The organism is Rhodococcus sp. A14, assembly GCF_011603105.1.
Taxonomy (GTDB): Bacteria; Actinomycetota; Actinomycetes; order Mycobacteriales; family Mycobacteriaceae; genus Rhodococcus_F; species Rhodococcus_F opacus.
Map to the genome: position 1 here is coordinate 42,666 of NZ_JAAOQS010000004.1, position 12,191 is coordinate 54,856.

Sequence of the window (12,191 nt, forward strand, 5' to 3'; positions counted from 1 at the left end):
TTCTAGCCTTCGCAGCAGTGCTTCGCGGTGCTCGCCGGCACGTCGAGCGCGGGGTTGCGGTCGAAGAATCCGACCGGCTTCAGCGTGAACCCGGCATAGTCGACCGGCATGACCGGCCAATCCTCGGGCCGCGGGAAGTGCGTCAGCCCGAACGTGTGCCACAGCACCAGGTCTTGCCCCTCGATGTCCCGGTTGCCCGCCACGAACGTCGGCAGACCGGCCTGGCCCGGGTGCTGGTTGACGAAGTCGCCTGCGGGATAACGCTCGGACTCGTCGTATTGCGTGACCCACAGGTGCTTGGTCGCGAACGCGGCACGGGAGGCAATCGAACTCGACGGGTCGGCCAGGAGCACCGGCTGACCTTCGGGGTGCAGCGCGTACCCGACATCCTGCCCCAGCCGGTTCTGCTTGGTGGGATTGGTTATGTGCCAGACCCGGGCCTTGAGGTTGTCGGCGGTCCGTTGCCCCTCGGATTCGGTGGTCAGCTTGGTTTTCTGGCAGCGGAAGGCATTGCCCCACGGGTTCTCCGGGCCCATCGGGACGGGCACGGCATCCACTTCCTCGACGGTGTTCACATTGCCGTCGACGGCCATGTCGAGCCGGGCGGAGAAGAGGTGCTGGTGGAACGGGGCGCCGAGGCCGGGCGCCATCTGTGTGGAGAATCCGTCGGCACCGCGGTAGGCGGAGGTGAAGACGATTCCGGTGGCCTTTGCCTCGAGTTCGATGGTGCCGTCGAGGTAGAGGTACCAGTAGAACCCGTAGTCGTAGTTACCGATGGTGAGGAAGAACGAGATGACGAGGCGGCGCGAGCGGCGGGTCTCGGTCATGCCGTTGAACATGTCCGTGTGCTTCCACAGGACGCCGTAATCCTCCTCGTGGAGACAGATCGCGTTCTTCATGACGCGCGGGTCACCGGACTCGTCAGCGATCGTGACGTCGAAGTACTGGATCTCACCGAGACAGTCGCAGCCGAGTTCGAGCGAGTTGGTGTACCGGCCGAACAGGTACTCGCCCTGGTCGAAGTAGTTCTGCCAGTATCGAACCGGGGACGGATCGGCGTAGGGAACCACCATCTCGGCGATCGAGGCACGATAGATCACGGGACGTTCCACTCCCCCGTCGTCGAACGAGAGCTGGTGCAACGTCAAGCCCTCGCGCACATCGAAACCGAAGCGGAACTTCCAGTCGGCCCAGGTGATCTCGTTGCCGTCGACGGAGAAGCTGGCACCTTCGGGTTGAGTGATCTCGATGGGTTTGAGGTCGGTGCGGGTGGGTGTGGCGTGCGGTTCGGCGTTCCATTCGCCGCGCTCGGCTGGGACGGGAAGCTCGATCTCGTCGACCACCTTCACGACGCGACGCTCGGTGAGGTCGACGTAGGCCACGACCCCGTCGATCGGGTGCGCCCACGGCAGGTCCGCCTTGTCCTCCTGGTGGAAGGCGAGGACGCGGACGATGCGGTGCCCGACCTCGTCCTCGTGGCCGAACACGCCGGCCGACAGGGGAACCGCCCGGACCTTCGACGGTTCGATGCCGCGCTTGGCCATCGCCGCGAGCCAGTCGGAGCTGCCGAGCAGGAACGCTTCGATGTCCTCGAACTCCTCGTCGAGGATCGGCACGTGGCCGTCGGTGGCGGAATCGACGGTGGCCCTGCTGATCACGCGGTTCTCCGTCACCGACACGACGAGGTCGGTGCCGATGCCGGTGGAGCGATCGAGCAGCAGGATCCGGGCGCGCCGCTCGATCGGGTCGCCCGGCGTGAACGCGAGGACCGTGGACTTGTGCGGCTCGGCGAGTGCGACGAAGACGAAGCGCACGTGCTCACCGATCAGTCCCTCGTCGGTGAGGAGTGCTTTCGCCGACCGGATCTCGTCCGCCGACAACGGAGTGAGCGGATGGTCCGGGGCGGCGGAACCGATGGCGGCCGGGGTCTCGGTGGTGGCGGTACTCATCGTGCGATCTCCTTGTCGATGATGGTGTCGTTCGTGTCGTGCTGCGGTAGAGCGGTGTCGTGGCGTGCGGCGTGGGGTCGGAGCACGGCGACGGCCGCTCCACCGGCGAACGTTCCTATGAGCAGAACCCCGATGACGGCGGCGAGAGTGCTCGACCCGCCGACGAGAAGGGGAAGGTTGGCGACGGTCATGATCAGAAGCCCGGCCAGGCCGACGAGGCCGAGCAGTGGTGCGATCACGGTGTTCCACACCCGCCGGTCCACCCGGGTCCGGCCGAAGTAGACGAGGACGGCGACGGAGGTCAGGGTCATCAGTGCGACGATGCCGACCGAGGACACACCGGCGAACCACGCGAACACCTCGGTCACCGGATCGAGTCCGGCAACAGCGGACGCGACGATCAGGACGAGAGCCGACGCCGTCTGCACAACCGACGCGATGTACGGCGACGCGTGCTTGACGTGCGAGCGACCGCATCCCGCCGGCAGGGCCGCGCTGTTCCCGAGGGAGAAGATGTACCGGGAGAGCACGTTGTGGAAGGACAGCAGGGCGGCGAACAGGCTCGTGATCAGGAAGATCTGGACGAGGTCGCCGGCGATCGCACCCACGTAGCGGGTGGCGGTCTCGGTGATCATCCCTTCCGGATTCTCGGTCGCGACGGCCACGGCACCCTCGTCGCCCCACGCATTGACCATCGCCCAGCTCGACAGTGCGTAGAAGCCGCCGATCACCAGCAACGCCAGGTAGGTGGCCCGGGGAATGGTGCGGCCCGGGTCGCGGGCCTCGTCCCGGAAGACGGCGGTGGCCTCGAAGCCGATGTACCCGGCGATGGCGAAGATCAGTGCGATGCCGGGTGCTCCGGAGAAGAACTCGGCGGGGTGGAACGCCGCCGTCGAGAATCCCTCGTCGCCGCCGCCCCGGACGATGACGGCGGCGTCGACGACGAGGACGATCCCGACCTCGCAGACGAGCAGTACGCCGAGCACCTTGCCGGACAGGTCGATGTGCCGGTATCCGAGGATCGCGACCACGGCCGTCACGGCCAGGGCCCACACGTACCAGGGAAGTTCGGGGCCGCCGTGAGCGGTGACGAAATCGTTGACGGCGGCTCCGATGTATCCGTACACCGCGCCCTGGACTGCCGTGTAGGACAGCAACGCGAGGAATGCGGAGCCGAGACCGGCATGCCGGCCCAGGCCCTGCGTGATATAGGTGTAGAACGCGCCGGCGCCGGGGAGGTGCTTGGCCATCGCCGTGAATCCGACGGCGAAGAACAGCAGTACCACCGTGCAGACGATGTAGGACGCGGGGTAGGCGGCGCCGTTGCCCGCTGCGATGCCCAGAGGGACGGTTCCGGCGATCACGGTCAACGGGGCCGCCGCTGCGACGACCATGAACACGATGGCACCCGGACCGAGGGTGCCTGCCAGTCTGCGAGGGGTGCCGTCGCTGACCGCACTCGAGTGCGTGGGGGCGTTGGTTGTCATGGTTTCCTTCGACTTTCACGAGGAGAGGGTCTGCGTGGATGCTCCGCGGTGAGCTCTGGGACGAGCATGCGACTGCGGGTTGTCGGCGCAGTTGCCGAAGCGTCACAGTCCGTCGACAGCAAATGAGAACGCACGCAGGACGATTCTCATTCGGGTCCGGTCGAGGTATCTAGAGGGCGATGTTGACGGACTTGCTCTGGGTGTACTCGGCGATGGCACCTTCACCGAGTTCGCGTCCCCACCCGGACTGCTTGTAGCCGCCGAACGGAAGCGCCGTGTCGAAGGCATTGTGGCAGTTCACCCACACCGTGCCCGCCTTGATCTCGGCGGCCACCTCGTGGGCGCGGGACACGTCCCGGGTCCACACGCTGGCGGCGAGGCCGTAGGGGGTGTCGTTGGCGGCCGCGCGGACGCCTTCCTCCCGGTTGAACGGCACCGCCACCGCGACCGGGCCGAAGATCTCCTCCTGGTACACGCTGAAGTCACGGTTCACGTCGACCAGCAGGGTGGGCTCCACGTAGAAGCCGGTGTCGCCGTGCCGCTGCCCACCGGAGAGCGCGCGGGCACCGTCGGCGAGTCCGGCGTCGATGTATCCGGTGACCTTGCCCAACTGCTCCTCGGAGATCAGCGGGCCGATGTCGTTGGTGGGGTCGAGTCCGGGTCCGATCTTCTGCGCCTTCGCGAAATCAGCGACACCGGACGTGAATTCGTCGAAGATCCGGTCTTCGACGAGCAGACGCGTTCCGGCCGTGCAGGCCTGGCCGTGGTTGAACAGGAACCCGCCGGCGACGCCCGGGATCGCAGCCTCGAGGTCGGCGTCGGAGAAGATCACCTGCGGGCTCTTGCCACCGAGTTCGAGGGACACCTTCTTCAGGTTCCCCGACGCGGCATTGACGATCTTCTTTCCGACCTCGGTCGAACCGGTGAACGCGACCTTGTCGACGTCGTCGTGACTCGACAGCGCCGCGCCGATGTCGCCGAAACCGGTGAGCACGTTGAACACGCCGTCGGGGACGCCGGCCTCGGCGATCACCTCGGCGAGGAGCAGCGCGGTGAGCGGTGTCTGCTCGGCAGGCTTGAGGATCATGGTGTTCGAGCAGGTCAGCGCGGGTGCCACCTTGAACGCGGCCATCACCAGCGGGAAGTTCCACGGGATGATCTGTGCGCACACACCGACCGGTTCACGGGTGGTGAACGCGTGGAATCGGGCTCCGGGCGCCCACGGCACCGACACGGGGATGGTGCGGCCTTCGATCTTGGTGGCCCAGCCGGCGTAGTAGAAGAAGATCTCCGCCGCCCACGTCACGTCGACGGCCTTCGCCACCGCCACGGACTTGCCGTTGTCGATCGACTCGAGCTGCGCGAACTGATCGGCCCGGGCCAGAATCCCCTCGCCGATCTTCCAGAGGATCCGCTGACGTTCCGCGGGGGTGAGCGAGCGCCACGGCCCGGACTCGAAGGCCCGCCGGGCCGCCGCTACCGCCCGGTCCACGTCTTCGATTCCGGCGTGCGGCACCGTCGTGATCACCTGTCCGGTGGCGGGATCGACCGTCTCGAACGTCCTGCCCGACGCGGAGTCCACCCATCGGCCGTCGACGAACATGCGCTTCGGCGACGAAACGAAGTCGACGACCCGGGGGTCGAGTCCGGCGGGGGTGTGAACGACTGCAGTCATCATGTCCTCTTCGATGGAGTGAATGAATCTGTGAATGAATCCGGCTTCTGCAGAACACTTTTGGCGGAATATTTCGCCTCGTCGTGCTGCGGCCTGAACCCACGATAAACCCCGAATGTGTCGCCGGTCACTACTAAATCCGGATGGGAATCAGCGACTGCGGCATTCTCATTCGACTTTTCCGGCCACGACGGCGCCGATTCTCATTCCGGCTTTTCGGGTCGGTGCAGCTGATCCGCCGTGTGCGCCGGCGCAGGCTCCGGAATCGGGAACGCATTCTCCGGCCATTCTCATTCGAGGTGATCGAAAATTAATTCCGATCGGCGCATCGCGCTCGTCTCCTGCGCTAGCGTGCAACTCATGCAGCCCCGGGTTGATCACTCGCGCGGGGCCGGCCGGAAAGTGTGGAGAGCAGGTGCGTGGTGTCCGGTACACCGAGAATCAGAAGTAGATCACCGGTCGCCGGTCTCGAGCGGGCACGTCTGAGTTTCGTCCAGGTGCTCGGGCAGTCCGTTTCCGCGGTCGCACCGTCGGCCGTGATGGTCACGCTGCCTGCTCTCGTCATACCCGACGCGGGCCGGGCGACCATTGCGGTGTTCGTCGCGGCGGCGATTCTGATGACGGCGGTCGGCTACTGCATCGGACAGTTCGCCACCCGGATGGTGGCCGTCAGCGGTCTCTACAGCTACATCGTGAAGGGACTCGGGGCGGTGCCCGGCTTCGGCGGGGGCTGGTCGCTGCTCGTCGGTTACGCGGCCGCGGCCATGGCGAGCACGCTCGGTGCCGCGAGTTACCTCGCCGCGCTGCTCGGCCGAGTCGGGCTTCCGGCGGGGTCGCCCCTCATCGCGGTCCTCGCGGCGATCGTCGGACTGCTGGCCCTTCTCCTCATGGTCCGGGGCGTGCAATTGTCGGCGCGGATCATGCTCGCCATCGAGGTCTTCGCGATCGTGGCCGCCTCCGCCGCGCTGGTGGTCGCGTTCGTGCAATCGGTCCGCGAGGGCGCGACCCCGGCCGCGGGCGGCGCGAAGTCAGGATCCGCGGTCGGGTTCGCCGTACTGCTCGCGATCACGTCGTTCGTCGGATTCGAGAGCGCGGGCACGGTGGCGCGGGAGGCCCGCAACCCGTTCGTCGCCGTCCCGCGCGCCATCCGGTGGACCCCCATCGCGCTGGGCGTTCTGTACGTGTTCGCGGCCGCCCTGCAGTTGCCGGAGCCGGTGCGGCAGGGAGTCGACTCGCTGCCGATCGTCCTCACGTTGCCCGACACGTCCGGCGCAGGTTCGTCGGCGCTGTCGATCGTCATGGAACTCGGCATCACCGCCTCCTGGTTCGCGTGCGTCCTCGGTTCGACGACGGCGCTGTCGCGCACCCTGTTCGCGATGGGCCGCGAAGGGGTGGTTCCGAGTGTGTTCGGCCGGACGCACCACCGGTTCCACACTCCGCATGTGGCGTTGACGGCCGCGATGCCGGTCGTCGTCGCGGTGCCCGTCCTCTATCTCTTCGTCAGCGGTTCGAGCCGCGACGTCCTGATCGGACTCCTCGCCGTGTCCGCCCACGGCTACGTCCTGGCGTATGTCCTGTTGTGCGTCGCGACGCCGGCGTTCCTCCGACGGATCGGCGAACTCACTCGACTTCCCGTGATCGTCGGCGTGGTGACGGCGACCGCGATGGTGGCACTGGTCGGGTGGGCGGCGTTCTCGCGGACGTATGTCGCGGGCGCGGCGACCGCCGTCTACGTGCTTCTGATGCTTGTCGGCGCCGCGGTCTTCGCGATCCGCGCGCGGCGATCCCCCGGAATCGGAGAACGGATGGGTGTGTACGACGAGGCCGTGGCCGAAGACCTGCTCGGCCGGTACCGACCGTGGGAGGTCCGCCGGTGAGCGCCGACGACAGAGCCCTGTCGGGGCGTCAGCCCAAGGCCGTCACCAGCGCCCTGCGGGTGCTAGAGGAGGTGGCCCGGGCCGGCTCGGGTGTCACAGCGAAAGACATCGCGGCCCGCCTGTCGATGCCGTCGGCGACGACGTACCGCCTGCTCAACATCCTCGTGGGCGAAGGTTATGTGGTGCGGCTCCCCGACCTGTCCGGGTTCGCGCTGGGCCAGAAGATCGGGATCCTCGTCGACGCGGCCGTCGTGCCCACCGTATGTGCGGCGGCGCGTGAGGTTCTCGCCGAACTGCGACTGTCGGTGCGCTTCGGGGTCCACCTGTTCTTCTACACCAACGTCGCCGTCCGCACGGCCGACGCGGACCCCGAATACCCGCCGCCGGAGGACGAGTCGTTTCTCAACCAGCACCTCTACGCGTGTGCGGTCGGCAAGCTCCTTCTCGCGGAGAAGTCGGAACTCGAATCCGTGATTCCCCGTTGGGAGCCACGGGCGCTGACGGCCCGCACCATCGTCGTAAGGAGCGAGCTGCTCGCGAATCTGGACCTGATCCGGAGCCAGGGCTTCGCCACCCAACTCGCGGAACTCCAGGACGCGTCGGCCTGCGTGGCCGTCCCCGTCCGGTCCGGAACGGGGGCCCTCGTCGGCAGTCTCGCACTGTCGGGACATGTCGATCACGAACACCTCATGCTGCGCCACGTCCCGTCGCTGCGGGAGCATGCGGAGCGGCTGGCACCGCTGATGGCGTAGCGCTACGGCGTCCGCGACTGACGGGCGAGCCGGCGGTCGTAGTCGGCGCGCCCCACGGGGTCGACGGCAGTGAGCGCCCGCCGGTCGTCGATCAGACGGCGGCCGAGATCGAGGAGACGCTCCGGGACCACGGCGTCGATCAGATCCCACCCGGCGAGGTACCGGGGCACGGCGGTTTCGGCGCGACGATGGTCCAGCGTCCGGACGATGGCGTCCGCGACGTCTTCCGGGTCGACGGTCGGCATCCCGCCGCCCAGCGGCACACCCGACGACAGTCCGGTGCGCACCGCGCTGGGAAGTACGGTGCTCACACTGACGCCGGCGGGAGCGAACTCCGCCCGGACGGAGGCGGAGAGCCCCACCGCCCCGAACTTGCTGGCGTTGTAGACGGCCATGCCGGGCACGGGCAGCTTGCCGGCCATGGAGCGCCGTCCAGGTCGATCACGGGATAGTTCCGGCCGCCGAAGATGCTCATATTTCGGAGACTAGTAGTATCTGAGTTACGTCGGTAGGCCGAATTTTCCTCCGAGTCCGTCGAAGCCAGGCGATATCCGGTGCGCGGAAATAAGATGAGTGATGACGAAAAACGCGCCGGCCCCACACCATCCGGTCGTCCTCGAAGCCCTCCCGTGAAGTCGACTCTGTCGTCGATCCTCGTCGGGTGCGTGGTGGCGCTCGCACTCCCGTGGGCGCATCTCGCGGTGGCCGACGCCGCGCCCGACTCCGCCATCCGGTACGTCGCGTTGGGTGATTCGCGAGCCACCGGGTCGCTACACGATCCGTTGTCGATCCGAGACGGGTGCTTCCGCACAGCCGACGCGTACCCGCAGATCGTCGCCGACACCCTGCGCGCGGAATCGTACGTCAGCAGGGCGTGCGCGGCAGCAAAGACCGAAAACATCACGGAAAAAACACAATTCACCATCACCGGACCTCAACCACCGCAGATCGGGGCACTCCGGCCGGACACGACGCTCGTCACCGTCAGCATCGGGGGAAACGACATCGCGTGGTCGTCGTTGGTGGAGCCCTGCTACACGCTCGCCCCGGGGCTCGACGCGAACTGTCGCTCCGACGCCACCACGGCCCAGCGCATGAACGACGCTCTCACCGTGCTCGGCCCGAAGGTGTCCGCCACCCTGGCTGCGATCACCGAGAAGGCCCCCGCTGCGACCGTGCTCCTGGTGGGGCACGGCGGCATCTTCGGCGACCGCGGTTGCTGGCCCTACATCCCCACCAGCGATGCCGACGCCGCCTTCGTGGTGCAGTTCTTCGTGAGAATGAACAGCGCTCTCGCCGACGCGGCACGGAGTAACGGCGCGTACTTCGTCGACGTGGCCGCCGCCGCGGTAGGGCACGATGCATGCGCCGGATCCGATCTCCGGTGGTTCGAAGGCCTCGTCCCCCGATCGTTCACGATGCCCCTGCACCCCACGCACGAAGGGCTGAGGGCAATGGCGGCACTCGTCGTCGCGACCCGTCCATGATCGGCCTGGTTGCGCCATTCCCTACGTCGTCAATTCGACCGACGACGCCGGAGCGAAGTTCCTCGACCAACCGGGGTTGACACTGATCCCGTTCGCCACGGCACAACCTGTCAGCAACATCCCCGGGCGTGCCCAGATCAGCACTGAACTACTCGCCGACACCGATGCCGATCTCATCCTGGCAACGAGTTCCAACGGCGCATTGGAGAGTCTGGAACAGCAGCCGGCATTCCAATCGCTCGGCGCCGTCGAACGCGGCGCATACGTGCCGCTGGCACCGACGCTGGCGCAGTCCATCGCCTTCCCCTCACCGCCCAGCCTCGATTGGGCACTGGGACAGGTGGTTCCACTCCTCGACTCCGCCGTGCAACGTTAACGACCGCGGAAGCCACTCCCGACACACTCGTCAATCCATCCGTAAACACGTCGATGCACCGCCGCACTACTGGACATCCGACCCAGTGGCGCAGGCGTGTGGTCGTCCGGTATATCTTTAAACAGGCCGTCCGGTTTGTTAACGGGAACGCTCGTAACCGATACCGGCGCTCACACGAAGAACATCGATATCTGTTTCCCGACACGTGGTTCTGTTCCACGCGCCGGGAACGGAAGGACCGCAGTGCTGTTGGCAGAAACGTCACGAACACCGGCCCCCGCGGCCGCGCCCCACCCCGAGGATTGGCGCGAGCTGGCCTCATGCCGCGGAGTCGCATCGTCGGTGTTCTTCTCCCCCGACGGCGAACGCGGTCATGCCCGCGCCCGTCGCGAAGCGAACGCCCAGCAGATCTGCCAGGACTGTCCCGTACTCGCCCAGTGCCGCGACCACGCCCTGGCCGAGGACGAACCGTACGGAATCTGGGGCGGGATGACCGAAGCCGACCGCCGACGGCACGCCCGCCGACTCCGTTCCGGCAGCCGCCGCTGACCGGCGCCTATTCCCCGCGGATCACCGTGCCTCCAGCTTGTCGATGTCGGCGAGGACTTTCTTGTGCCAGGCGATCTCGGTCTGGATGCGCATCTTGGCGTGGGCGACGATGAGATCGTCGGCAGTACTCTGGTCGGGCCATCGGCGATCGAGCTGGTGATCGAACTGCAGCTCGCGTGCCGCGAGGACGGCGATGCGGTCCTCGACGTAGCCGCGGAGCACCTCCCGGTCGAGATCTGCGCTCACAGCCAGGGCGAGGTCGACGGGGTCCGGTTTGAGTTCGAACTCGGTGAACGCCTCGTCGCGGAGCGCTCGGAGTTCCCTGGTTCCTTCCGCCGTGATCTCGTACACGGTTCTGGCGGGCAATGCTCCGTCCCGCTCTGTCCGCAACGGGCGGATCAGACCCTCGTCTTCGAGCCGATGCAACGCACCGTAGAGCGACCCGGGTTTCACCTGTGACCACAATTCGGCTCGATCCAGACGCGCGTCGCGTGCCGGAGACACCAGACTGACCACACCAGCGGTGACGGTCACCGCGTTCGACAGCGAACTCGCCGCCTTCGTCGACGACCTCTACGAGACCAACACCGCAGCTCACGGAGCCGGCCTGGCCGCCAACCAAGTCGGAGACCCGAGGGCGATCTTCGTGTACGACCTGGTCGAGGACACCCGGCGACATCGAGGGCACGTCATCAATCCGATGCTCGAGACTTCGCCGCTGCCCGAGACCATGCCCGACCCGGACGAACTCGAAGGATGCCTCTCCGTTCCGGGCGAGCGTTACCCTACGGGCCGAGCCGACTGGGCGAGGGTGGTCGGCGTGGACATCGACAACAACCCGATCTCCGTCGAGGGCACCGGTTATCTGGCCCGCTGCCTGCAGCACGAAACCGATCATCTCGCCGGGCATCTCTACCTCGACCGGCTCGTCGGACGCAATCACCGCGCCGCGCGCAAGATGATCAAACGGCGTCAGTGGACCGACCCCGGCAATACGTGGGTACCCGGAGCGGACCGTGACCCGTTCGGTTGGTGAGAGGCATGACGTCGGTTCCCTGCTCGGTGTAATAGATCTCGGTGCCATCAGCAGTGGCGACGTACGGCATGACTAATGCTCCTCGTGTGGGTGGTCGGTGACGGGTCGAAGTACTCGGGTCAGACGGCGGCGTCGACCGGATCGGTCCGCGCCACGGACGGGAGGTGCGCATCAATCGAACGACGATGCAGCCAAGTCGAATACATTGCCGAGCACCGCATCGCTCATCGCAGTGAAGCGTTGCGGTCGGCGTGATACATTTGGGTTCACGGATTGCGCTCGGGGCGAAGGTGATTCGCTTGATCGCCGGGACGTTCCTGCCCTTTTCTTCCATTCGGCTGTGCCCGCTCTCGGGCACAGCCGATCAGGGGTGGAGCACCCGAAACCGACGTCCGCGGCTAGAACCCACCGTGTCCACCGAAGCCGCCGAAGTGGCCGAAGTGCCCGAAACCTCCGAAGCCGCCGAACCCCCCGTGGAAGGGCCCGACATCCTGTCGTCCGGGTCCGAACGGCCCCGTCGCTCCCGGCCAGCCCCAGGGGAAACCGGAATCCGGGAGGTCCGTCACGGGCCCCGCATCCGGCACGACACGAGCAGCGGGTGTAACCACATCGGGTACTGTTGCGGCGGAAGCAGTTCCGGCACCGAGAGCGAGCAGGGGTGCGATTGCCGCCGCGGCGACCGCCGTGCGGATTGCGAACTTGTTCATTGTCCTCACCTTCATTTTCTTTCTGTGCTGCGCCGACTTGTGCGGTGCTTGCGATGGGTTGATGATCGAACGACCATTGATATAAATCGTCGCGGAAACGGAACCCCGCGTCGTCACTGCCAGCAGGAACTTGCGGATGCAACCAGCCGCAATCTCGGTCTTCCAGGTAGCTGCAATGCCATGATTGTTCGTTGTGTGCGAGACGGCGTCATGGCGTGTCGGGCCGGGCGCCGATGAAGTATTCTCGAAGTCGGTCACTTTCACGGTGATCGGGCGCTTTTCTCATGGACGGGGAA

Annotated in this window: 11 protein-coding genes and 1 pseudogene; 6 read left to right on the plus strand and 6 right to left on the minus strand. The window is 66.6% G+C overall.

Translation table 11 applies throughout. The features are described 5' to 3' along the window. Positions 1–2: 2 nt before the first annotated feature. The 3 genes from G9373_RS03600 to G9373_RS03610 all read right to left on the minus strand — a co-directional run bounded on the left by G9373_RS03600 (position 3) and on the right by G9373_RS03610 (position 5,111). Positions 3–1,949 (minus strand): primary-amine oxidase, encoded by a 1,947-nt coding sequence (locus G9373_RS03600; RefSeq protein WP_005260964.1) that lies wholly within the window; start codon positions 1,947–1,949, stop codon positions 3–5. Then, complete coding sequence (locus G9373_RS03605; RefSeq protein WP_167113905.1) at positions 1,946–3,436, minus strand: APC family permease; 1,491 nt, start codon at positions 3,434–3,436, stop codon at positions 1,946–1,948. The genes G9373_RS03600 and G9373_RS03605 overlap by 4 nt, the downstream gene beginning before the upstream one ends. Positions 3,437–3,605: 169 nt before the next feature. Beyond that, entirely contained in the window at positions 3,606–5,111 is a 1,506-nt protein-coding gene (locus G9373_RS03610) for an aldehyde dehydrogenase family protein (protein ID WP_133985227.1), read from the minus strand. Positions 5,112–5,533: 422 nt separating this feature from the next. On the opposite strand from G9373_RS03610, the gene G9373_RS03615 reads away from it, so the two are divergent. Together G9373_RS03615 and G9373_RS03620 are read left to right on the plus strand one after the other, a co-directional pair. Further along, complete coding sequence (locus G9373_RS03615; protein WP_346842799.1) at positions 5,534–6,988, plus strand: APC family permease; 1,455 nt, start codon at positions 5,534–5,536, stop codon at positions 6,986–6,988. Further along, the gene (locus G9373_RS03620) at positions 6,985–7,740 is read left to right on the plus strand and encodes an IclR family transcriptional regulator C-terminal domain-containing protein (protein WP_005260968.1); all 756 of its coding nucleotides are present in this window, start codon (positions 6,985–6,987) and stop codon (positions 7,738–7,740) included. The genes G9373_RS03615 and G9373_RS03620 overlap by 4 nt, the downstream gene beginning before the upstream one ends. A 2-nt stretch (positions 7,741–7,742) precedes the next feature. Here G9373_RS03620 and G9373_RS03625 read toward each other — a convergent pair. Then, positions 7,743–8,165: pseudogene (locus tag G9373_RS03625) on the minus strand (SDR family NAD(P)-dependent oxidoreductase); the annotation flags it as partial. Between the two features lie 204 nt (positions 8,166–8,369). Between G9373_RS03625 and G9373_RS03630 the strand changes: the two are divergent. From G9373_RS03630 to G9373_RS03640, 3 genes are all read left to right on the plus strand, one after another. After that, a complete protein-coding gene (locus tag G9373_RS03630; protein WP_167113913.1) occupies positions 8,370–9,227 on the plus strand; it encodes an SGNH/GDSL hydrolase family protein in 858 nt (285 codons plus the stop codon). 76 nt (positions 9,228–9,303) lie between these two features. After that, positions 9,304–9,603, plus strand: coding sequence for a hypothetical protein (locus G9373_RS03635; protein ID WP_054247699.1), 300 nt, complete (start codon positions 9,304–9,306; stop codon positions 9,601–9,603). A gap of 243 nt (positions 9,604–9,846) precedes the next feature. Then, positions 9,847–10,152 (plus strand): WhiB family transcriptional regulator, encoded by a 306-nt coding sequence (locus G9373_RS03640; RefSeq protein WP_005260971.1) that lies wholly within the window; start codon positions 9,847–9,849, stop codon positions 10,150–10,152. A gap of 21 nt (positions 10,153–10,173) precedes the next feature. Here G9373_RS03640 and G9373_RS03645 read toward each other — a convergent pair whose 3' ends face one another. Then, positions 10,174–10,686, minus strand: a complete 513-nt coding sequence (locus tag G9373_RS03645; protein ID WP_005260972.1) for a PadR family transcriptional regulator — start codon at positions 10,684–10,686, stop codon at positions 10,174–10,176. Between G9373_RS03645 and G9373_RS03650 the strand changes: the two genes are divergently transcribed. Next, on the plus strand, positions 10,676–11,188 hold the full coding sequence (locus G9373_RS03650; RefSeq protein WP_005260973.1) for a peptide deformylase: 513 nt from the start codon (positions 10,676–10,678) through the stop codon (positions 11,186–11,188). The two genes, G9373_RS03645 and G9373_RS03650, sit on opposite strands and share 11 nt — an antisense overlap. 398 nt (positions 11,189–11,586) lie before the next feature. Here G9373_RS03650 and G9373_RS46205 read toward each other — a convergent pair whose 3' ends face one another. Then, entirely contained in the window at positions 11,587–12,153 is a 567-nt protein-coding gene (locus G9373_RS46205) for a hypothetical protein (RefSeq protein WP_231137704.1), read from the minus strand. Positions 12,154–12,191 lie beyond the last annotated feature (38 nt).

Bases quoted from the DNA above. Each gene is read 5' to 3' on its own strand.
- G9373_RS03605 (WP_167113905.1), bottom strand. From the start codon at position 3,436: ATGACAACCAACGCCCCCACGCACTCGAGTGCGGTCAGCGACGGCACC.
- G9373_RS03610 (WP_133985227.1), bottom strand. From the start codon at position 5,111: ATGACTGCAGTCGTTCACACCCCCGCCGGACTCGACCCCCGGGTCGTC.
- G9373_RS03600 (WP_005260964.1), bottom strand. From the start codon at position 1,949: ATGAGTACCGCCACCACCGAGACCCCGGCCGCCATCGGTTCCGCCGCC.